The sequence below is a fragment of the Flavobacterium sp. EDS genome, assembly GCF_020991525.1.
Lineage (GTDB): Bacteria > Bacteroidota > Bacteroidia > Flavobacteriales > Flavobacteriaceae > Flavobacterium.
In genome coordinates this window covers 94,259-118,386 of the sequence record NZ_JAJMOZ010000007.1, presented here as the reverse complement: position 1 = coordinate 118,386, position 24,128 = coordinate 94,259, and the positions used below count along the sequence as shown (strand labels likewise).

At 33.0% G+C, this 24,128-nt stretch carries 18 protein-coding genes and 1 tRNA gene; 11 read left to right on the top strand and 8 right to left on the bottom strand.

What is annotated here, in order from left to right; translation table 11 throughout:
* Positions 1 to 95: 95 nt before the first annotated feature.
* The 5 genes from dcm to LPB87_RS11860 all read right to left on the bottom strand — a co-directional run bounded on the left by dcm (position 96) and on the right by LPB87_RS11860 (position 5,605).
* Positions 96 to 1,334, bottom strand: coding sequence for a DNA (cytosine-5-)-methyltransferase (dcm, locus tag LPB87_RS11880; RefSeq protein ID WP_230728039.1), 1,239 nt, complete (start codon positions 1,332 to 1,334; stop codon positions 96 to 98).
* A 310-nt stretch (positions 1,335 to 1,644) separates the two neighbouring features.
* Positions 1,645 to 1,718, bottom strand: a tRNA-Ile gene (locus LPB87_RS11875).
* A gap of 144 nt (positions 1,719 to 1,862) precedes the next feature.
* Positions 1,863 to 2,264 (bottom strand): methylmalonyl-CoA epimerase, encoded by a 402-nt coding sequence (mce, locus tag LPB87_RS11870; RefSeq protein WP_129541138.1) that lies wholly within the window; start codon positions 2,262 to 2,264, stop codon positions 1,863 to 1,865.
* A 22-nt stretch (positions 2,265 to 2,286) separates the two neighbouring features.
* Positions 2,287 to 4,641, bottom strand: a complete 2,355-nt coding sequence (locus tag LPB87_RS11865; RefSeq protein ID WP_230728038.1) for a hypothetical protein — start codon at positions 4,639 to 4,641, stop codon at positions 2,287 to 2,289.
* Complete coding sequence (locus LPB87_RS11860) at positions 4,601 to 5,605, bottom strand: hypothetical protein (RefSeq protein WP_230728037.1); 1,005 nt, start codon at positions 5,603 to 5,605, stop codon at positions 4,601 to 4,603. Before LPB87_RS11860 ends, LPB87_RS11865 begins: the two co-directional genes overlap by 41 nt.
* Positions 5,606 to 5,810: 205 nt before the next feature.
* Here LPB87_RS11860 and LPB87_RS11855 point away from each other — a divergent pair, with 205 nt between their 5' ends.
* Positions 5,811 to 7,469 (top strand): Ig-like domain-containing protein, encoded by a 1,659-nt coding sequence (locus LPB87_RS11855; protein ID WP_129540597.1) that lies wholly within the window; start codon positions 5,811 to 5,813, stop codon positions 7,467 to 7,469.
* A 1-nt stretch (position 7,470) separates the two neighbouring features.
* Here LPB87_RS11855 and LPB87_RS11850 read toward each other — a convergent pair whose 3' ends face one another.
* A complete protein-coding gene (locus LPB87_RS11850) occupies positions 7,471 to 8,241 on the bottom strand; it encodes a nitrilase family protein (protein ID WP_230728036.1) in 771 nt (256 codons plus the stop codon).
* A gap of 482 nt (positions 8,242 to 8,723) precedes the next feature.
* Between LPB87_RS11850 and LPB87_RS11845 the strand changes: the two genes are divergently transcribed.
* The 9 genes from LPB87_RS11845 (at position 8,724) to LPB87_RS11805 (ending at position 19,966) form a co-directional block, all read left to right on the top strand.
* Positions 8,724 to 11,957 carry a SusC/RagA family TonB-linked outer membrane protein gene (locus LPB87_RS11845; RefSeq protein ID WP_230728035.1) on the top strand — a complete coding sequence of 1,078 codons (3,234 nt, stop codon included), beginning with the start codon at positions 8,724 to 8,726 and terminating at the stop codon, positions 11,955 to 11,957.
* Positions 11,958 to 11,975: 18 nt separating this feature from the next.
* A complete protein-coding gene (locus tag LPB87_RS11840; RefSeq protein WP_230728034.1) occupies positions 11,976 to 13,481 on the top strand; it encodes a SusD/RagB family nutrient-binding outer membrane lipoprotein in 1,506 nt (501 codons plus the stop codon).
* Positions 13,482 to 14,077: 596 nt separating this feature from the next.
* Positions 14,078 to 14,254, top strand: a complete 177-nt coding sequence (locus tag LPB87_RS11835; protein WP_230728107.1) for a SusD/RagB family nutrient-binding outer membrane lipoprotein — start codon at positions 14,078 to 14,080, stop codon at positions 14,252 to 14,254.
* 17 nt (positions 14,255 to 14,271) lie between these two features.
* Complete coding sequence (locus tag LPB87_RS11830) at positions 14,272 to 15,591, top strand: gluconate:H+ symporter (protein ID WP_230728033.1); 1,320 nt, start codon at positions 14,272 to 14,274, stop codon at positions 15,589 to 15,591.
* Between the two features lie 5 nt (positions 15,592 to 15,596).
* Positions 15,597 to 16,064, top strand: a complete 468-nt coding sequence (locus LPB87_RS11825; protein WP_129540592.1) for a RidA family protein — start codon at positions 15,597 to 15,599, stop codon at positions 16,062 to 16,064.
* Between the two features lie 11 nt (positions 16,065 to 16,075).
* A complete protein-coding gene (locus LPB87_RS11820; RefSeq protein WP_230728032.1) occupies positions 16,076 to 17,107 on the top strand; it encodes a sugar kinase in 1,032 nt (343 codons plus the stop codon).
* A 14-nt stretch (positions 17,108 to 17,121) separates the two neighbouring features.
* Positions 17,122 to 17,769 (top strand): aldolase, encoded by a 648-nt coding sequence (locus tag LPB87_RS11815; protein WP_129540590.1) that lies wholly within the window; start codon positions 17,122 to 17,124, stop codon positions 17,767 to 17,769.
* A 4-nt stretch (positions 17,770 to 17,773) separates the two neighbouring features.
* Entirely contained in the window at positions 17,774 to 18,889 is a 1,116-nt protein-coding gene (locus LPB87_RS11810; protein ID WP_230728031.1) for a D-TA family PLP-dependent enzyme, read from the top strand.
* A gap of 12 nt (positions 18,890 to 18,901) precedes the next feature.
* Complete coding sequence (locus LPB87_RS11805; protein WP_230728030.1) at positions 18,902 to 19,966, top strand: membrane dipeptidase; 1,065 nt, start codon at positions 18,902 to 18,904, stop codon at positions 19,964 to 19,966.
* A gap of 2 nt (positions 19,967 to 19,968) precedes the next feature.
* On the opposite strand, the gene LPB87_RS11800 is transcribed toward LPB87_RS11805, so the two are convergent.
* The gene (locus LPB87_RS11800) at positions 19,969 to 20,742 is read right to left on the bottom strand and encodes a DeoR/GlpR family DNA-binding transcription regulator (RefSeq protein ID WP_230728029.1); all 774 of its coding nucleotides are present in this window, start codon (positions 20,740 to 20,742) and stop codon (positions 19,969 to 19,971) included.
* 201 nt (positions 20,743 to 20,943) lie between these two features.
* Here LPB87_RS11800 and LPB87_RS11795 point away from each other — a divergent pair, with 201 nt between their 5' ends.
* Positions 20,944 to 23,247 (top strand): family 20 glycosylhydrolase, encoded by a 2,304-nt coding sequence (locus LPB87_RS11795; protein ID WP_230728028.1) that lies wholly within the window; start codon positions 20,944 to 20,946, stop codon positions 23,245 to 23,247.
* Positions 23,248 to 23,321: 74 nt separating this feature from the next.
* Here the strand turns inward: LPB87_RS11795 and LPB87_RS11790 are convergent, their stop codons facing one another.
* Positions 23,322 to 24,068, bottom strand: a complete 747-nt coding sequence (locus LPB87_RS11790; RefSeq protein ID WP_129540585.1) for a succinate dehydrogenase/fumarate reductase iron-sulfur subunit — start codon at positions 24,066 to 24,068, stop codon at positions 23,322 to 23,324.
* Positions 24,069 to 24,128: the final 60 nt, after the last annotated feature.

Sequence of the window (24,128 nt, the reverse complement as noted above, 5' to 3'; positions counted from 1 at the left end):
CTTTCTTAAAACAAAGAAAGCGCTATTACTTTATAAATATTATTATTAACACAGAAGCACATTAAATCACAGTCTTCTGTTTTTTTATTCAATTTTTATTTCTGCGAATGAATCAAAACATTTATGATTTCATCACTAATTCGTTCTATCAAAGTTGTCGTTACAGAATTTCCAGCCTGCATATAAAGCTTACTATTTGCTAAACTTGGCAAAACATAATTTTCTGGATAACCCTGAAATAAAAAACACTCCTTTGGCGTTAGTTTTCTGATTCCAAATTCATCTCTAATAAGAGGAACATTATGCCCTCCTGTACCCATATTTGCGGTTAATGTTGGACAAACATTACTTTTGTTTTCTCTCGCATAAACTCTACGCCATTGATAAACCGTATCTCTTGAAGTCATTGCTTTTTCAAGCTCTGGAAAATAAGCATGATCCTTGCTGTAATACAAATTTTCTGCTTGCTTTCCTTTTTCTAAAATATCATGGATCGTTTTTGTTAATTTAATCTCCGACGGAAACTTAAAATCCGAAAAATGCTTTACTTGATTCGGATCAAATGCAACTATAAAGATTCTCTCACGGTTTTGTGGCACATTGGCGTGTGTCATTGAATTCAAAATTTTTGTATAAACTTTGTAGCCCAATTTTTTTTCTAGAATATCGATAATAGTTTTAAATGTATTCCCTTTATCATGAGAAACTAAATTTTTCACATTCTCCAAAAAAACAACTTTCGGCCTGTGTTTAAGAACAATTTGTTCGATATCAAAAAACAACGTCCCTCTTGTATCAGCAAAACCTTTTTGATTTCCTGCAATAGAAAACGCTTGACAAGGAAAACCCGCACACAAAACATCAAATTCCTGTGGAATGTAATTTTTTACTTGCTCATTTGTAATATCTCCAAACGGAGCTTCGCCGAAATTTTTTCTATATGTTTTTTGAGCACCTAACTCCCACTCACTTGTAAAAACACATTTACCTCCTACATTTTGCATAGCAAGTCTAAACCCCCCAATTCCTGCAAAAAGATCAATAAATTTAAATGTACTTTTTTTTGGAGTCGGAAATGATGCATTTTTTACTTCAAAAAGTAATTGTTCCAAAACATCTTCAGCAACCACCTTAACTTGCTCTTCGTCTTGTTTGTATTGAACAAAATTATTTAAAACGTTCATAGCATCTTTCTCATAATGCTTTGAAACATCGTTGTCTCCGTAATTATGCAAGTAATGGGTTAATACAGCCTTATCGAATGGTCCAACAAGTTTTGATAGATATTTTTTTTCATCAAATTCATCAATACTTATTCTTTCAATTACCTCCATTTTTCCACTCTAAAATTAATGCTGCAATTTATGACAATAATTTGTGATAAAGAATTAAATAAATAAAATAGATATTCTGGTTTTACGTTTCAACACCAATAATTTTTACAGGTTCACAGGTCTTCGTATTGATCTACGAAAAGTGGATTTCTTCTTATTCAGATCATCTAATCTTTTTGACCAATCACCAACTTCTGAACCTAATCCTAGATTATTTTAAAACCATCTATTTCTCAATATCTTGATTAATTTGAGTTTACCCCACAAAAAAAGCCTCTACATTGCTGTAAAGGCTTTTTAGCTTAATCTGTGGTCCCACCTGGGCTCGAACCAGGGACCACCTGATTATGAGTCAGGTGCTCTAACCAGCTGAGCTATAGGACCGGTTTTGAGTTTGCAATATTACCACTATTTTCCATTTGTAGCAAATATTTAGACATGATTTTTACGTTAATTTCATTATTATTTTTCGCAAATTCGAAACTAACTGATTTTTAAGCATCTAATTCCACCCATAAATGCTCAGAATTATTTAATTTCTTGACATAACTCTATTAAAACACCATTTGTACTTTTAGGATGCAAGAAAACAACGAGTTTATTGTCGGCTCCCTTCTTCGGAACTTCATTCAAAACCACAAAACCTTCATGCTTTAAGCGTTCCACCTCTGCAACGATATCTAAAACATCAAATGCAATATGATGAATCCCTTCTCCCTTTTTTTCAAGAAACTTAGCGATAGGGCTATCTGGGTTGGTTGCCGCAAGAAGTTCTATTTTATTAGGTCCTGTTTGAAAAAACGAAGTAATAACCCCTTCGCTTTCCACCGCTTCAGACTTATAAGCAGAAACTCCCAAAAGCTTTTCAAATAAAAGATTCGAAACCTCTATATCTTTAACTGCAATTCCTATGTGCTCTATTTTGTTCATCATCTTAATTTGGTTTTTAAACTTACTGATTTATATACGTATTAAAATAACCGCATTCAGCAATTACATCCTGGTAATATTTTGTATCCGAATAATCTTTTTTCAATATTTTAAAACTATTCCATGCCAAGAAATTTATCTGATCCTGATCTGCAGTCCACCAATTTGTCACCGAATTATACTTTTTATTATAATATTCATTTCGCTCGCATTTTGCCAACATATAAACACATTTTGCTTTTTGCTCTTTTGTAGTAGCTGCTTCCAGCGCTTTCTGATAATACATTTTAGGCAATGAACAATTTGTTATCATTTTTTTCATAGAATCTCTAAATGAATATGGACTAGAACCATAACCGACAATTGAGATTTCATAAAAACTTCTTCCATTCCCAAAATGAGTAATATTATAAAATGCATTTCCTAACAACAAACTGTTTGTATATACATCTTCATTTTTAGCCAATTTGTCCTGCATTGCATTTATTGTAGTTAAGAATTCTATTTGAGAATACTTCTTTTTCTGAGGCATAGCATGATCACAATCATGACAATCTTTAATACTTCCATTAAATGGATTTCCGTAAAATACTGCATTTTGCAATGTATCAGTTTGCTTCATAAAAGCTATTGCCTCGGGTATTTTATTCTGATAGGTCGCCTTTACAGCCTGAAAATTATTAATATTATTTAAATTCAAATTATAAATACCAGCACCTATTTTTTCTATTTCTGTTTTATCTTGCTTTGATAAAAACTCTTTCATTCCTAATAAATTCTTTTCAACATCATAAAAAGAATTCCCCTCTCCCCAATAGCCATAAACAGAATTACTGGTAAATACCTCCGCCATTACATAATTTTTCTGTTCTTTATAAAGCGTCGCTAAATACATTTTGCTCCAGCTAGAAGCATTATCATAACGAAAATCGCCTACATGTTGCTTCGGAAGCTCTTTATACAACCAATTTAAATCTTTAAGAATAGTTTTTTCGTTCTTAGAATTCAATTTGTCTATTTTACTCATGTTATTAACAAATCGAAGCAATCTAAGTTGATTGTTTGCTAATTCAGTTTTAGGCATTGTTTTTTCAGCTTTAGCAAAATTCGCATCTGCTTTAGCAAAATCACTTTTTAATGTCTGTAAATAACCCAAAGCAATATCCCACAAATAAGGTTTCTCTGTATTTCCTGCTGTAGCAATTTTTGAAACCAGATCGAATGCTTTTACATCAATTTTACTTTTATTTGTTTCTTTATTTTCTGCTACTGTTTGTTTTTTTGATGGCTGATCATCATTCGCACTTATTTCAAATGAATTATTAATCCCTTGCTCCTGCTGATTAACCAATCTCGTTAGTAAATAATTTAAATGCTCACTTTTAGGTTCTAAATCATAAATCTTATTAATAGCCTGCACCTCATCTTTATAATACCCATGAATTGCCCAAAGCGCAGCTTTTTCTTTATTATTTTTAGCCATAGCTAAGGATTTATTCCAATCAGCATCATTTTCCGGACGAAAACTATAAGCCGTAACGACTCTCATTTCTGGGCATTTATCAAATACTTGTGCATATAAATAGTTAGATGTCGAATATTTTCCTTGCTGATGATTTATTCCTGCCACATAAGATAGCGCACGATAATACAGCACATTTTTAGGTACTGAAGCTTCTGTTTTATTAAAAAAAGTAATTGCTTTTTGTTGATTACTACTATAAAAATAAGCTTTCATAGTAAGGAACCAATACCTGTTTTTCAAAAATGGATCTGATATAGTATTATATACATTTTCGATAGATTGAATCAATTTAAAATCATCAAAAGTTTTAGTCGCCACAGGTTCGTAGCTCCAATAGTTCTCTCCAACTGAAACTGTTTCTATTTTTTGTGCCAAATATAAAAATTCAACAAAAGCCTTTATTTTATCATCTTTCAAATTCATTTTCTTACCCCATTTTAAAGAGGCTTGATTATTTTTTTTGGTCTTAAAAAAAACATGAAGTTGCGTAATTTCATCCTTGTATTTTGAAGCCTTCTCATTATCATAAGAATATCTATTTGTTTCATCACCTATCAAAAAATAGTTTACCGTTGCAGTATCAACTTTAGTTTTTAGATAAGTACTCCAATCTGATTTAATATCATTATTAAATCTAGAATTATGCTCGGTATCAAAACCAATCCCATAAAAAACTTCCCCAGATAGAAACAAAGGTCTATACGATTTCTCTACAAAGGTTTCTGGTGTAAAATTTGAACTATAACCCATTCCCCAATCATCGCCACCACCACAAGCATAAATTACACCATAAGCAAATAATAAAACACCACTAGAAACAAGAAAGAACTTGTTTAAAAATATTTTTTTCATAATTTATTAAATTGAATTCGTCTAAGTCGTAAAAAATAATCTCTTTAGGATATTGAGCTGTATTCTCCTCTAAGTCGGAAGCCATTTCAAGCAAATCATCCTTAGATATTGCCTCTACTTTTAAAATGTCATTTTGTTTATAGAAAGATCCTTTTTTATAATTTGAATGCTTTACAACAAAATAATTCTTTTGCTTTTGCACAAAATTAGTATCTTTTTTCAGCTCTCTTATATCTATTTTACTTTTCAACCCTATTACTTTATTGTCTCGGATATGGATAGCCCATGAATAAATAGGTAACGCAAAATCTAGTGGTAATGGATATTTTTTTAAGCTCTTTATGTATCGTTTCGCTATTCTTCTATCATAAATTGAATTTAGCGAATCAGGCGCTATAGTTCCCATATTGTAATACATCAATACTCCTGAATCAACATTGGGAATTTTGGTTTTTTCAAAATACTTAACCTGATGCAATCGTATCGTAGCCGAGAGTTTTTTATGTGATATCTTCTTAAAAGATTCAATGAATTTTAGATAATTCGATTTACTCGCCAAAGTCCAATCGCAATCGATTTGGATTTCCTGACAAGAAATCCCATTTTTATTATTTACTAATTCTATAAAATCGAATGTCTTTTTCGCTAGATCTTCAACATCTATTCCTTTTTTTAACATCACTTTGTTTTTGATGTATATTACAGGAACAACCTTTAAGTTTTCTGTTTTATTTTCGAAATGAATTGGGCTCAAAGGAAATGGCTCTTGTGTTTTTGGATGTAAATCAATATCAAAATATCGAATATAAATCTTACTGATTTCGTTTTGCTGCAAAGCTTCTTTTTCTTGTACAGACAGCTTAAAGATTGTCTTCCAATAATAAAAAGCAGCTACTGGCTTTTCTTGCTTATTACATGAAATTAACAGCAAAGACAAAACACAAAAAATAATGCGAAGTTTCAAAATATTCTAAATTATATCTCTGTCAAATGTAAGAATACATTTTATTTTATCAGTAAAATTTGGTTGTGTTTTTCTATAAACAAATAAAAAAATGGTCCAACTCTTTATATTTTTGAATAAAATAACAAGTCCTAATAATTCGATAAAAAGTTTCAATTAAAGCAAATATAATTGTTATTTTGTGGATTCAAAATTCAAACCCATTATGTTGAAAAGCAACTCAAAATATATTTTCTTTTTATTAACCTTATTTCTTGTAAGTTGCGCTAAACGCGGAAGTATAACTGGCGGATTAAAAGATACCCTTGCTCCCGTTTTAGAATCTAGTTTTCCTAAAAATTTCAGTACAGAATTTAAAGGAAACACTATAAAACTAACTTTTGATGAATATGTGAAATTAAAAAACGCAAATAAGCAATTGATAATTTCGCCACCAATGAAAAACGAGCCTATCATAACTCCAACTTCGGCAAGCAAATTTATCAACATAAAGATAATTGACACTTTACAGCCGAACACCACTTATAGTTTTAATTTTGGACAAAGTATTACCGACAATAACGAAGGAAATCCATACAACCAATTTAAATACATCTTCTCTACAGGAACTTATATAGATTCTTTGGCTCTAGGCGGAAAAATAAAAGATGCTTATAATAAAGAAGCAGATTCATTTGTATCTGTGATGCTATACGAAATAAACGACACCTTTAAGGATTCTGTTGTTTACAAAGAAAACCCACGCTATATCACCAATACATTAGACAGTTTAAAAACATTTAGATTAGAGAATTTAAAAGCAGGGAAATACCTTTTGGTTGCTTTAAAAGACAAAGGAAACAATAATAAATTCAATCCTAAAGACGACAAAATAGGCTTCATAAAGCACCCTATTACCATTCCTAATGACACTATTTACGAATTGGAATTATTTAAAGAAATACTCCCTTTAAAAACGCACAAACCTGCTCAAGTTTCTGGAAACAGATTAATTGTGGGATATGACGGAAAACAAGATTTCAAAAATTTGAGACCAAAAATCACATTGAAAAACAATGGCGAAATTATTCCTTCTATCGTTACTCAATTTCCTAAAAAAGATTCCTTACAAATATGGTACAAACCACTAAAAGCGGATTCATTATCGATGGAAATAAACAGAGGGTCTTATAATAAAAACTACACTTTTAAAGTAAGAGATCAAAAGAAAGACACCTTAAATATAAGCGCAATACAAAACGGAACCATACATTTTAGAGATCGATTTACATTAGAAAGCGCAACTCCTTTAGTACGTTTTGATGAATCTAAAATAAAATTAATAAATAAAGATTCTATCGCTGTTCCTTACAAAATAGAATATGATGATTTTAACCAAAAATTATTCTTCGACTTTAAAAAAGAACCATCAGAAAAGTACTCATTCACTCTTTTGCCTGGAGCGTTAAATGATTTTTATGAAAAAACAAACGACACTCTAAAATACAATTTAAGCACTAGAACTACTGCCGATTACGGAAATCTAACTCTTGATTTAAGAAACGTAAAACGTTTTCCTGTAATCATAGAGCTAACCGATAAAAAGGGAGAAAAAGTCCTTGCCAGCGAATACACTGAAGGTACTACAAAAATAGAATTCAATCTTTTGGAACCTACATTATTTACACTTCGTGCAATTTATGATGACAATAAAAACAAACAATACGACCCCGGGAGTTTCTTAGAAAAGAAGTATGCCGAAGAAGTAATTTATTTCTCAAAAGAGGTCGATGTTCGAGCCAATTGGGATGTTGAACAAGTTTTCGACTTGAGCATTCCCTACACCCCTGAACCTGAAAAAAAGAAAACAGATAAAAAGAAATAAATTACAATCCTTCGATTGTAAAACTATCTTTATCATTTAAAAAGGCTAGTTTTTTTCTTGTCTCATTCATTTTTTCCTTGTCTAATTCAACAATAAAAACACCTTCTGCTTCCTGAGGCTTAATTAAATATTCTCCTAGAAAATCGATGGCTTGCGAATGTCCATTGTGTTCAAATTGATGATTATCAAGTCCTACTCTATTTACTCCTATCGAATAACATACGTTTTCGATAGCGCGTGCTTTCAGCAATGTATCCCATGCATTAGTGCGTATTTTAGGCCAATTGGCTACATATAAAACTAAATCGTAGGACTCTGCATTTCTAGAAAAAACAGGAAACCTAAGGTCATAACAAATAAGTGGACAAATTTTCCAACCCAGATAATCTACGATTAATTTCCGTGTCCCTTTTGTATATACTTTATCCTCACCTGCCAAGGTAAACAAATGACGCTTATCATAATGTTGCAATTCACCCGAAGGAAAAACAAATAACAATCTGTTATAAAAATTGCCATTCTCTTCAATTACCAAACTTCCAGTAATTGCTGTTTTTTTAGCTTTGGCTAATGACCTCATCCACAAAACAGTTTTTCCTTGCATCGTTTCAGCTACCTGTGACGGATTCATAGTAAATCCCGTAGAAAACATTTCTGGCATTACTATCAAATCAACGGCTTCTTTTATTCCATTGATTATTTGTTCAAAATGATTTCGATTTCTCTCAGGGCTTTCCCAATGAAGGACAGATTGAATTAGTGCTATTTTCATATTTGTAAAAATACTCTTTTTAAAATTATTATTTTTTATCAAATCCAAATTTAAACATTGCCATTTTAAAAAAACACCCAACCCAACAAACACCGCTCTTTTGGGAATAAAAAAACATTATCAGAAAAAATATTGCAAAAATATTGCAATATTTTTGCAAAAAAATTTCAATGAATGAGAATTAATTATATATTTGGCAATTAATAAAAACCAAAAAATCTTTAAATCATGAGAGAAAAACTACCCTGCCTCAAAAATTTTAAAACCACCTCCTTTGTTGAACTCTGCAAAAAAACTTGCAAAAAAATCTAATAACCGCTTAACCAAACTCATTACCACAATCTCTTTTTTACCAAAGCTATTATAAAACAAATAGCATGACCCCCTAAAAAGAATCAAACAAAAACTCATTGATACTATTAGGTAGAATTATAGAATATAACAACCAATAATTTATAATACACTAACAAAAAAACCATACAATGAAACAAACAATTTTAATAATTATGTTTTTGTTTACTGTGCAAATTACTCTAGCACAAGTAAAGACAATAAAAGGAACTGTCACCGACTCTAACGGTATTACACTACCAGGCGCATCAATAGCGGTAAAAGATGAAAAAAGAGGCGTAACCACCGACTTTGATGGAAAATTTTCTATTGAAGCGCAAAAAGGAAAAACACTAACAATCTCTTTCCTCGGACTAGAAACTCAAAATATACTTATAGGTGACTCCAACACTATTGACATACAACTAAAAGAAGCTGCTGCAACTGTCCTTTCTGGAGTTGTAGTTACTGCCTTAGGAATAAAAAGAGAGAAAAAAGAACTTGGTTATTCTTTTCAAGATGTAAAGGGAAAAGAATTAGCCGATAACCCAACATTAAGTCTCGCTCAATCATTATACGGAAAAGTTGCTGGTGTAAACATCTCACAAACTACAGCTGGTATAGGCGGTAGCTCACGTGTTGTTATAAGAGGTAACAGATCTATTAGTGGTGACAATCAACCACTATACATTGTAGACGGAGTTACTCTAGGAAACACAGGATTAGCAGGAATTACAGATTCTAAATCCGGAAGATATGCCGAAGGAGTAGACAACGGAGATGGATTATCAAGCATAAACATTGATGACATCGAAAACATTTCTGTCCTAAAAGGAGGAGCTGCCAGTGCACTTTACGGAGAACGTGGTGCCAATGGAGTAATTGTTATTACAACAAAAAAAGGAAAAAGAAACTCTTTAAAAACGGAATGGAACAGCACAACAACTTTTGACCAGATTAGTACTAAATATGAAGACTACCAAACTCAATATGGTACTGGATCAAATGGAAGACTACCCCTTACCAATGACATAAAGAATAGCCAAAATGCTACCACAAGTGCTTGGGGACCAAAATTTGGATCTCCAGATGTTATGGTAAGAATTTTTGATGGTTCATACAAACCGTATCAGCACGTAGAAAACAACATAAAAGATTTTTTTAGAACTGGTGTTACCGTTAATAACAGCTTTAGTCTTTCTGGTGGTGGTGAAAACACAACTTTCCGCGCAAGCTATTCTAATCTAAACGCTACTGATGTTATACCAAAAAGTGATTTAAAAAGAAACACATTTACATTGGGTGTAAATTCTCAGATAAAGAAACTTACAATAGATGCTAAATTCAGCTACATTATAGAAGACACTAATAACAGACCTTCTTTAGGAGATGACGCTAGCAACCTTGGTTTATCTGTAGCCGCACTAGCTCCTAATATTGATCAAGCATGGTTAAAAAACTATGAAGACGAAAATGGAAATTATTACCCTTGGAACTCGGACGCATACCGATTAAATCCTTATTTTGTATTAAATGAAAACAAAAACGAAACTGAAAAAAATAGAATAATAGCCAATTTCAGTGCAACATATGCCATTACGGATTGGTTAAGCGCAACAGGAAGAGCTGGAATTGACCGATTCACATTTACATCTTCAGATTTTGTAAACGCAGGAACAACATGGCCAGGGAGACAAAATGGTTCTTTAATCAACAACACTATTACATTTCAAGAATATAACACCGAAGCGTTATTAAATGCCCAAAAATCAATAGGCGATTTTAATATCTCTCTAGGAGTTGGTGCTAATCAAAGAAACTCTCAAAGAATCTTTACTGGGAGTACACTTACTGATATGATTATTAATGGACAAAACAAACAATCTAATTTCTTATCAAGTGTTTTAAATCCAAAAACCAATGACGAAATATTAGTAAGATCTTTATATTCTTATTTAAGAGCAAATTATAAAAATTATTTATTTTTAGATTTTACAGGCCGTAATGACTGGAACTCAACACTTGCTTCTGCTTCTAGCTCTGATTACAACAATAACTATTCGTTTTTCTACCCTTCTGTATCAACAAGTTTCATCTTTACTGAAGGTTTAGACATGAATAGTGGCGTGCTAAATTTTGGAAAAATTAGAGCTTCATGGGCAGGAACTGCAAAAGCACTAGAAACACCTTATGCAACAGCACTTACTTACAACATGCAAGCAAAACCTTTATTAGGAAATCCAATTGGATCGGTTGCAAATAACATCATTCCAAACAACACTCTAAAACCCGAATTCACAACCAGCTATGAAGTTGGAGCTGATTTAGGATTCTTCAAAAATCGTTTAGAACTAGACTTATCCTATTATTACACCAAAACAAAAGACCAACTAATTGTTTTAAATACTTCACAAACATCTGGTTTCGTAGGTGCTAATGCAAATGCAGGAACAGTTGAGAATAAAGGTATCGAAGCCTTGCTAAAAGCAGGAATATTCAGAAATCCAAACGGTTTTAATTGGGATATAACCTTAAACTTTGCAAAAAACAAAAATACACTATTAGAATTAACAAGCGATACAGATACTCAAATAGTATCTAACGCAAGATGGGCAGGAGCTCAAATTATAGCTAAAGTAGGAGAAAGTTCTACAGAAATTTATGGTAGAAAATTTCAAAGATCACCTGATGGAAAAGTTATCATCGGAGCAAATGGAAATCCTTTATTAACACAGACATATGAAAACCTAGGAAGAGTAGCTCCAGACTGGATTGGTGGAGTTACCAATGAATTTTCATATAAAGGAATCAGTCTAAGAACCAACATAGACATGAAGTTTGGAGGAAAAATGTATTCAATGACCAATGCAAATGCAGCCAATACTGGATTATCCAACCTAACATTAGAAGGAAGAGATGAATACAATGCTTGGTATGGTGAGCAAATTGCTGCAGGAAAAACACCAGCAGATATAGCACAATTAATTCCAACAGCTGGACTTATTGTAGATGGTGTTAAGGAAATCAAAGACAGTAATGGTAATGTAACTGGATACGAAAACAACACAACTCCAGTAAACCCACAAACCTATTGGAGAAGTTTATATGGCGACAACGCTACTGCTGAGCCTTTTATTTATGATGCTTCTTATGTAAAATTAAGAGAAGTTACTTTAGGTTATGATTTTCCAAAAAAATGGTTAAAAGGAACAGGATTCGATAAATTTAAATTTTCTGTTATTGCAAGAAACCTATGGACTATCTACTCAAAAGTTCCAAATATAGATCCTGAATCTACCTATACAAGTGGTAACGGACAAGGTTTTGAATACGGTTCTTTACCTTACAGAAGATCATATGGATTCAACTTACAATTATCTTTCTAACAACCTAATTTCATCAAAATGAAAAAACATATAACACAATTGCCAATATACATATTAGGTGCAGTTTTACTACTTACCTCAATTAATTGTGCCGATGACGAACTTTTTAGAGACAAAAACACCAATCCTGAAGCCTTTGTAAGCATAGATCCTTCTATACAACTTACTGGAGTAGAAGCTGCACTATCGGGTGGTTGGTTTGAACAATGGAGAGCTAACCTCATCTATGGTGAAGGATTTATACAACATCTTGGTGGCTCTTGGAGTGTAGCTAATTACGGTTCGTTCTACATCTCAAGTAGCGAATATCAAGGCGCACTTTGGAATTCTAATTATGGAGGCGGAATTGTACGTAATCTAATAGATGTACTTGAAAGAACAGATGGGAAAGCTGAATACACTAAAATAAATGCTGTTGCGAAAACATTAAAAGTAATGGTTTTTCAACGTTTGACAGATACGTATGGAGATGTTCCATACTCTCAAGCAGGATTAGGCTATTATGGTAAAATTTATTACCCAAAATATGATAATCAAGAAGACATCTATACTGATTTCTTTAAACTTTTAGACGAAGCTCAATCTCAAATGCAATCAGGGACAGACGCAATAAAAGGAGATCTTTTTTACGCAGGTGATGCAGTTAAATGGCAAAAATTGATTAACTCAATTAGATTGCGTTGTGCAATGAGAATATCAAAAGTAAATAGCACATTGGCAAAAGAGCAAATCCAAAAAGCGGTTACCAATGGGATTTTTACCAGCAACGAAGACAACTGCTTTATGAAACACGATTCTTCCCCATCAGAAACTGCTGGTGCATTAACAAATGGAAACGGAATGTCTCATGCAATAAAAGGAACCGGAGATCTTGTAGACCATCCTACAACAATCCTACTAAACACATTAGGTAACGATCCTAGAAAAAAAATATGGTTTCTACCCAACTCCAATGGTGTTTACGAAGGTATAAATCCAAACAATTACAGATGGGATCATCCTGGAGGAGGAGGAGCCATTCTTTCTAATCTTCAACCTTACCTATACGCAAACAACGCTCCTTATTTACACCTCACCTATTCAGAAACAATGTTACTTTTAGCAGAAGCTTCTTTTAGAGGATTACATTCTGGAAACACAGCTGATTTGTACAAAAAAGGAATCGAAGCAGGAATTAGACAATGGTCTATCTTTAAAGACGCAAGCATTATCGACGACAATGCAGTTACAGCTTTTGTAGCTACAAAGAATCTTACTCCTGGAAAAGAGCTAGAAGAAATTGCAACACAACAGTGGCTTACTCTGTTTTTAAACGGAATGGAAGCGTATAGTAATTACAGAAGAACCAATTTCCCAACGTTAATTCCAATAACAAACGTTAACTCTGAAACTGGAGGAGTAATACCTAAAAGAATGCCTTATCCAATAGAAGAATCTACTAGTAATAAAGAAAACTTCCTGGCTGCAAGTGCAAAATATAACAACAACAGCTGGTTAGCTAAGGTTTGGTGGGATGTTGACTAAAAACAAAATCTTTTAAAAAATAACACACCTCCAATACCACAAGGAAATAGTGCCGTTCACAATTCATTTTGAATTGTGGATGGCACTATAATTTTAAAATACTTTCTTGAAATAATAACCCGCAAAAACAACACAGTCATTTTGCTAACAACCAATTTAAATTACCCATAATCATATAAAACCTATCCTAAAAACATCAATTTAACCAAAACCACCTACTTTTTTCAATACAGAAAATATTCAACTCCATGTATTTTCTCTAATTCTAACTTAAAAGAATTTTGATTTTAGCCCAATCACATGTATCCCTCAAAACCACCCAGCTCAACGAACATCCGCCTTTTGGGAATAAAAAATACTGCAATATTTTTGCATTAATTATGCAAAAATATTGCTATATGTAGAAATTAATTATATATATTTGATTGCTAATCAAAAACCAACAAAAAACATTAAATCAATGTAAATAAGTTAAATTATGATAAAAAGTTATTTTACTTAACATTTATTGAAGGAATGGCATATTAAGTAAATATGTATGATGTTGCAATTAAAAAGCATTTTATCGAACAAAGTATTAATCAAATTGGAGAAGAATAGGCTATCCGGTATTAACTCCTGTTAATTTTCCAGGAAAAGTTACAAATGGCACAATTCCAAGACGCATAAAATACCTAACTGGCGAATATTCAGTTAATTCCACTAATTTAGCTGAAGCCATAAAACGCCAAAGAAACGATTCTTTTTTAACAAAAATATGGTGGAATAAATAGTAAAACAGATAAACTAAATGAGTATATTAATTCTTTCGGCTTGCATTATTTTTTTAGTATTACAAATAACGTGGTTTAAAATCAATCCCTTTATTGCCTTTATCATAACATCTTTATTAGCAGGCCTTGCATTAGGACTGCCAATAACATCATTAACAGGAACCGTTCAAAAAGGACTGGGCGACATGCTTGGATCAATTTCCTTGATAATTATTTTTGGTACCTGTATTGGTAAACTTACCGTTTCCTCTGGCGCAGCATCTGTAATTGCAAAAACCGTAATGCAATGGACAGGGAAAAAATATGTTCGTCTAGGCTTAATGATAACAGGGTTTATCGTTGGAATTCCCTTATTCTATAGCGTAGGCTTTATACTTCTGGTTCCTTTAATATTTTCTGTAGCCAATCAATTTAAATTACCCAAAGTTTACATAGCCATCCCAATGCTTGCATCTCTTTCGGTAGCACATGGCTTTCTGCCTCCTCATCCTTCGCCAATGGCGTTGAGCAATATTTTAAATGCAGACATAGGCCTTGTTTTAATTTATGGAATCATCGTTTCAATTCCGACCATTCTTATTGCGGGCTTACTATTCTCAAACACACTTAAAAACATTAAGTCTGATGATAAGAACACCATAGTCCCAACCGAAGAACCTATAAATTTAGACACAAAACCTAGTTTTTTTACTAGCATAACATCTTCACTATTTCCAGTTTTTGGACTAACAATTACCTCAATACTTCCATTAATCTGGAAAAATGAACAAGTTAATTTACTATGTCAAACTATAGGCGAACCAAGTATTATTATGCTAATTTCGTTAATAATTTGCACCTATACATTAGGTGTTCGCACTGGTAAAAACATGAGAACAATCATGGACGAATATGCAGTAGCCATCAAAGACGTTGCCTTAATAATACTTATAATTGGTGGAGCAGGAAGTTTAAAAGAAATAATGATGGTAAGTGGTGTAAGCCAAACCATTGTTGACTCTTTAATAAAAATAGACATCCACCCTTATTTACTTGCTTGGCTAATTGCGGCCATAATCCGAATTTGTGTTGGCTCAGCTACAGCCGCTGGACTAATGACAGCTGGCGTATTATTACCATTACTAAAATTACAAGGACTAGATCCAAATTTGTTAGTTCTCTCAATAGGCGCAGGTAGCCTTATGTGCTCACATGTAAACGACCCTGGATTCTGGATGTTCAAAGAATACTTTGGCACCAGTATGAAAGATACCATTAAATCATGGACAGTAATGGAATCGTTTGTTTCTATCCTTGGAATTATTTTTATTTTTATATTAAACACTTTTATACACTAACTACAATGAATTTATTACCACAAGAAAAATTTGAAACGCTTAACTTAACATTACCCCCAGCTCCAATGCCACTTGGGATATACAAACCATTTTTAATAGATGGCAAATATTTATACCTATCTGGGCATGGTCCTGTAAGAGATGACAAATCATTAATTATAGGTCGCATCGGAGAAGACATGGACATTGAAGAAGGAAAGCTTGCGGCGAGACAAGTAGGATTAACAATGTTATCTACCATTGTCACAAATTTTGATAGCCTAAATGCAGTAAAAAGAGTCATCAAAGTACTCGGAATGGTTAATTGTAGCTCCGATTTCTTAAGACATCCTTATGTAATCAATGGTTGCAGTGAATTATTTGCAGAAGTATGGGGACAAGAAAACGGAATTGGAGTAAGAAGCGCCGTTGGAATGGGTTCGTTACCCGATAATATCCCTGTAGAGGTTGAAGCTATTTTTGAATTATACTAAATCCATTTGAAATGAAAACGGAATCTTCACAAACAAAAATTACAACATTTGGCGAGTTATTATTGCGGATGGGCGTAGCTCATGGCAATCGATTTACACAAGCCAAAGAAATGCAAATCCATATAGGTGGAGCCGAAGCAAATGTTTGTGTATTACTTTCACAATTAGGCATAAAAACCAATTACGTTACTCGTTTACCCAACAACGACTTATCTCAACTCGCATTAAACGAACTACATAAATACAAAGTAGACACTACAAATTGCATTTATGGAGGAGACAGAATTGGTTTATATTTCATTGAATCTGGCAACCAAATCAGACAATCCCAAGTGATCTATGACCGTAGCAATTCGGCTTTTGCAACAATCCAAGAAAATGAGATTAATTGGGACAAAGTACTAGAAGACACTACCCATTTTCATTGGTCAGGTATTAGCCCTGGTGTATCTAACGAAGCTAATTTAGTATGCAAAAAAGCAATATTAGCTGCTCATAGCAAAGGCATAACAATTTCTTCCGACTTTAACTATCGTACTAAACTATGGCAATATGGGAAAAACCCTTCGGAGATTATGCCTGAATTACTTTATTACAGTAGCGTAACTATTGCCGATTTAGATTCAACCGAAATATATTTCGGTATTAAAACAAACAAAAATGATTCAGATTCAGACCGGTTTATAAAAACTTATGAGCTACTAAAAGAGAAAATGCCATATCTGAATACACTTGCCATGAGTTTCAGAAAATCAGAAGGTCAGACTCATTTATATTCAGGTATATTGATACATAAAGACACATTTTATGAATCAAAACCATATTTAATACATTTAGTAACTGATCAAATCGGATCAGGAGATGCCTTCACAGCAGGATTACTCTATAGCCTTAAAAATAACCTGTCGGGACAGGAATGTATTGATTGGGCAACAGCTTGTGGCGTTATAAAACAGAGTATAACAGGGGATTTTGCCATAACTACACCAGAAGAAATAAATCATTTCATCAAGAATGGCACAAGCAATAGAATTAATAGATAAAACAAAGTTACAAAATGTACGATATTTTAAAAACGCAAGGAGTACTCCCTTTAGTTACACAAATTGGGATTAAAACTGCTGAAATAATACTAAAATCCGCTTCAGATTCAGGGATTAAAATCATCGAATTTGCAGCACGTTCACCAGATGCAAAAGAAATTTTTGCTCAAATGGTAAACTTCAGAAATACAAATAATTTAAATATTAAGTTAGCCGTAGGATCCATTTTAACTTTAAACGATGCCGAAACATACCATAAACTAGGAGCCGAATGTATAGTATGTCCACATACAGATCCTGAAATTGGTAATTATTGCTTCAAAAATAATCTATACTGGATTCCAGGAGCATCAACTTTAAATGAGATTATTCAGGCCAACAAATTAGGAGCCGAAATAGTAAAACTTTTTCCTGCAGATATGGTAGGAGGTCCAGATTATATAAAAGCGATAAAAGCCCCTTTTCCAAATTTAAAACTAATGCCAAGTGGTGGCGTAACTTTAGAAGAGAACAATTTAAAGTCTTGGTTTAAAACAGGTGTTGTTTGTGTAGGTATTGGCTCTCATTTGTTTTCGAAAGAAACTTTATCTCAGTTGGATTATAACAAATCCTATGAAGCTTTTAAAAACTTAATCACAGTAGTCGAAAAATCTAGAAAATAAAAACATGGGAAATAATTGGTGGGAAATAAATCAAAAAACACGTATCGACACTCCTTTTTTAGCACTTTATACCGACCGTGTTCGATACAATATTGAGTATTTAATTGAATCTGTAAAAGGAGATATTCAAAAATTGAGGCCACATATAAAAACACATAAATTAGGAGAAGTACTCGATCTGTACAAAACATACCAAATAAACAAGGTTAAATGTGCAACTATTGCTGAAGCAGAATTATGCGCAATTCACAATGTTTTAGACATATTATTAGCCTATCAACCCACAGGATTAAAACAACAACGCTGGATCACTTTGTTACTGAAATATCCTAATCTTATTTTCTCTACTATTGTTGATAACCTTGAGACTGCAAAAGAATTATCAGAATTAGGTAAAAAGAACAATATAACATTAAAAATTTACCTAGATATAAATGCCGGAATGGACAGAACTGGTGTAAATTATAAAAGCAATTGGGATCATTTAATCTATGAAATAAATAAACTATCAAATATAGAACTTCTTGGATTGCACATTTATGATGGTCATTTAAAAGGCACAGTTGAGCAAAGAACAAAAGAAGCATCGGATACATTTAACCAAATAATCGATAAGCTTTCTATATTAGAACAAAAACTAAGTTACAAACTAAAGATAGTTGCAGGTGGATCTAATACATTCCCTTTTTATAGTAGTCAAAAAAATATCGAATGTAGCCCAGGTACATTTATATTCTGGGATATAAATTATCAAACTAATTTATCAGAACAAAAATTCAAACCTGCGGCGGTTTTAGTTGGAACAGTGATTTCTAAACCTACAGAAAACACTTTATGTATAGATATTGGATATAAATCTGTCGCATCAGAGAATTCATTAGACAAACGCCTGACCATTTTAAACGACGACAAATTAACTCCAATATCACATTCAGAAGAACACTTAGTATTAGAAAACAAAGGAAACAAACCCTACAACTTAGGCGATACCATCTATGCTATCCCTTACCACATTTGCCCGACTTGTGCTCTTTACGAAACTGTTCAAATAGTGAATTCTCAGCAAGACATTCACGACCAGTGGGCTGTTCTTGCTCGCAACAGAAAAATAAATATTTAAAATAACAACATTATGTTCATATTTGACGCACACCTTGACCTAAGCATGAATGCTATGGAATGGAACAGAGATTTAAGAAATGATGTAGCCACATTACGCCATCTAGAAAAAGGAATGAATGACAAACCTGATAGAGAAAAAGCTACCGTTTCGTTTCCTGACTTAAGAAAAGGAAACATTGGTATTGTTGTAGCTACTCAGATTGCAAGATTTGTTAAACCCGATAGTAAAATCCCTGGATGGAACTCTCCACAACAAGCTTGGGCGCAAACTCAAGCACAACTTGCATGGTACAAAACTATGGAAGAAGAAGGAGAATTATTCTCTATTACTGATAAGAAATCTCTTCAAAAACAAATTGAATTATGGAATGATGGAACTCCAAATGATAAGAAACCTATCGGATATATACTAAGCCTAGAAGGAGCAGATTCTATTATCGACATTTCATATGTTGAAAAAGCATATAATTATGGATTAAGAGCTATTGGGCCTGCACATTATGGCCCGGGTCGCTATGCCAACGGGACAGATTCAACTGGAAAAATGGGAGCAAACGGAATCGAATTGCTTAAAGAAATGGAGCGCTTAAATATTATCCTTGATGCAACTCATTTATGTGATGATGCATTTTGGCAAGCATTAGAAAATTTTAATGGTCCTATCTGGGCAAGCCATAATAATTGCCGAAGCTTGGTAGATCACAACAGGCAATATAGCGACGATCAAATCAACGAGCTTATTTCTAGAGGAGCTGTGATTGGAGGAGCGTTAGATGCATGGATGTTAGTTCCTAACTGGCAAAGAGGTGTTTCTACTCCATTAAGCACACAATGCAATCTAGAAACTGTATTTAAACACATGGATCACATTTGTCAACTAGCAGGAAATGCAAATCATATTGGTATAGGGTCAGATCTAGATGGGGCATTTGGCACAGAGCAAACACCATATGACTTAAACACTATAGCCGATTTACAAAAACTAGTTTTCATTTTTAGAAGTCATGGTTATACAGAGGAAGATTTAAAAAAAATATTCCACCAAAACTGGATCGACTTCTTATTGAAAAATTAGTCTTAAATTAAAATCAAACTCGGAACGGCCTGCTTATATAGTTTTAATTTTTCATCATCCGGATTTATCTCAGTTATAACATAATCAACCTCAGATAAACTCGCGATTTTCATCTTTAAAACAGTATCTAATTTTTCTGATATAGTAAGTATAGCCGTTTTTCGAGAAGATTGAATCATTGCCTTTTTAACTTGAACAGTATCCCAATCTGAATCTGAAAAACCACCTTCAACATCTAGCGCATTTGTCCCTAAAATTAATAAATCAACCTTAATACTTGACAACTGATGATATACATCTCCACTAACACACATTTGACTATAAGGAGAAATACTTCCTCCAATCATAATGGCTTTAACATTTGGTTTGTCCAAAAGTTCCACAGCAGACAAAACAGTGACAGTAAAAATAGTAAGATTCAAATCATTAGGAATTAATCGTATGAACTCTCTAATAGTCGTTCCTCCACCAAGTAATAAAACCATCCCGTCATGAAGTAAATCAACTGCTTTTTTTCCGATAATTTGCTTAGATTCACCCGCATAAGTTTGTGATGCCGAAGAATGATGGTATGCTTTTGTCATAGCCCCACCTTTTACTTTTATCAATAATGACTCAGACTCAAGTTCATTTATATCTCTTCGTATAGTATCTTCTGAAACAAACAACCGATTAGAAAGTGTGTCAAAACTCACTCGGGTATGCAAATTAATCTCTTTTAAAATATGAGCTTTTCTTTCTTCCTTGGTATAATTGACCAATTCATTATCATTCATAAGATTCTATTTATTAGAACAAAAATAAGCAAATAATGCAATAATATTGCTAACCAAAATAAAAATAGAACAATAAAACAACACAATATTATCATTTACAATATATTAAATACCAAAACACACAATGCAATTTTTTTGCACAAAAATCAACTAATCCCATTATAAACTTTAAATTTGTTTTTAACCAATCAAAACCCAAACATGAAAAAAAACCTCTTATTCATTTTAATACTATGCTATTCTTTAGGAAATGCCCAAGAGTCATTAAATAATTCCACCATCATTCCAGCACCAAATTTCTACAAGGAAACGGGCGATAGCATTACTATAAAAGGTCAAATAAAAATTGTTTTTAAAAACAACAAGTACACACCTAAAGAACTTAAAACAGCTCAAATTTTTGAATCTGTTATAAACAAAAACGCACCAAAAAATAAAGCTGCCATTCTAGTTCAATTTACAACAGAACCAGCTTCAATAAAAACAAACAAGGAAGCCTATAAAATAAATATTACCCCAAAAGGGATTTTTGTTACAGGTCAAGAACAAGGTTTATTTTATGCCGTACAAAGTTTACTTCAACTCTTACCAAATAATCCAACCGTTAATTCCCAGATAAAACTACCAACCGTTGAAATTATAGACCAACCCCGATATCAATACAGAGGTTTACATCTAGATGTTTGCCGACACTTTTTTTCTACAGAAGTCATAAAAGATTTCATTGCCCAAATGTCCTATTACAAACTAAATAATTTTCATTGGCACTTAACTGATGACCAAGGATGGAGAATTGAAATAAAAAAATACCCAAAGCTCACAGAAATTGGTTCTAAAAGAGCACAAACACTTGTTGGAAATAAGTTTGAAAGATTTCCAAGATTTTTTGACAATATTCCATACGGAGGATATTATACACAAGAAGAAATTAAAGAAGTTGTAAAATTTGCTGAAGATCATTTTGTAAACGTAATTCCAGAAATTGAAATGCCAGGACATGCATCTGCTGCTGTTGCTGCTTATCCAAATTTAGCCTGTTTCCCTTCATCAGACTTAAAAGTAATTGAGTCTTGGGGCGTATTTGAAGATGTTTTTTGCGCAGGTAAGGAAGAGACTTTTGTTTTCTTAGAAGATGTTCTAAAGGAGGTAATGACACTTTTTCCTAGCGAATACATCCATATTGGTGGAGATGAATGCCCAAAATCAAGATGGGAAAAATGTCCAAATTGTCAAAAGAGAATAAAAGAACTAGGTCTAAAAAACGAACATGAACTTCAAAGTTACTTCATAAAACGTATGGAGAAATACCTTAATGCAAATGGAAGACAAATCTTTGGATGGGATGAAATCCTAGAAGGTGGCCTCGCTCCTAATGCTACAGTTATGTCATGGAGAGGAGAATCTGGCGGAATAGCAGCAGCAAGAGAAAAGCACAAAGTAATCATGACACCCGAGGATTATGTTTATTTTGACCATAATCAAGGATATTCATTACAAGAGCCATTATCTGTAGGACGTTTAACTACCGTTCACGAAGTGTACAATTACAATCCCACACCAGTAGATAGCTTAACTATCGAGCAACAAAAATACATTTATGGTGTTCAAGCTAATATTTGGTCTGAATATGTTACAAGTCCATCTAAGCTAAACTATATGCTTTACCCTAGATTATTTCCATTTGCAGAAATTGCCTGGACAGAAACAAAGAATAAAAATTACTCTAATTTAATGCTAAAAAGATTTCCACATCATATAGAAAAATTAGAATCTCAGAAAAGACTATACAAAGTCCCTACTCCATTTGGAATTCAAGATACTGCTGTTATAGCTTCCAAATATATACTGGAGATGCAACCGACTATTAAAAATGGGCAAATTTTCTATACCATTGATGGCTACAACCCTGATGAAACTGCTAGTAATTACAAAAAACCAGTTACTATTTACATCCCAAAAGGAGAATTTAGAAATATAAAAGTAGTACAAATAAGTCCAAGCGGAAGAAGAAGTTCTGTCACCACAATTTCCGTTAAAAATTCAGAAATCCAGCCTGCATTAACTATTAAGCCAACAAAAAATGGATTGAAATATTCTTACACAAATAAACTCGTGCAACAAACACTAGAACTAGACACCATAAAATTTACTAAGTCTGGAATACATCAAGGCGTAATCGAGATGAAAAAATACAAATCAAAAGAGAATCTGTATATGGGCTTAAAGTTTGACGGCTATATCTATATTCCAGAAACAGCACAATATGAATTTTCTACTATTGTAGATGATGGTGCCAAATTATTTATCGATAACCAACTTATTGTTGATAACGACGGAAGACATTGGATCAATGAAGCTTTCGGAGCAGCAAAACTCGAAAAAGGATTTCACAAAATAAACATCAGCTATTTCGATGCAGCTGGAAGTTCTGCTTTACAGTGCTTCATCCGTCAAGAAGGCAAAGAAAAACAAGAAATAAGTGCCTCTCAATTATATTACGAATAATAAGTATAACAAAAAAACGCATTTGCCAAGGCAAATGCGTTTTTTATAAAAACTAAATTGAATTTTATTTCAGATTATCCTTTTAAACTTGCTGATAAATACTCACGGTTCATACGTGCAATATTTTCAAGAGAAATTCCTTTAGGACATTCTACTTCGCAAGCTCCAGTATTGGTACAGTTACCAAAACCTTCAGCATCCATTTGGTGAACCATGTTCAAAACACGATCCGTAGCTTCGATACGACCTTGTGGCAATAAAGCATATTGAGACACTTTAGCAGAAACGAATAACATTGCTGATGAGTTTTTACAAGTTGCAACACAAGCTCCACAACCAATACAGGTAGCAGCATCAAAAGCCATATCTGCATCATGTTTGTTAATCGGAATTGTATTTGCATCAATCGTATTTCCTGATGTATTTACAGAGATAAATCCTCCAGCGTGTTGAATTCTATCAAAAGAAGTTCTATCAACAACTAAATCTTTAATTACTGGAAAAGCCTTTGCTCTAAATGGCTCGATAAAAATCGTATCTCCATCTTTAAACATACGCATGTGCAATTGACAAGTTGTTACACCTCTATCTGGTCCATGCGCCTCTCCGTTAATAAATAATGAACACATTCCGCAAATTCCTTCGCGACAATCATGATCAAATGCAACTGGCTCTTCTCCTTTATTGATTAATTGCTCGTTAAGAACATCTAGCATTTCAAGGAAAGACATATCTGGTTCAATACCGTCGATTGGGTAATCTACGATTCCACCTTTATCTTCAGCGTTTTTCTGACGCCATATTTTTAATGTAAGTTTCATACTTTTTTAGTTTGAAAGTCATAAAGTCGAAAGTCGAAAGTCAATTAACATTCAGTCATT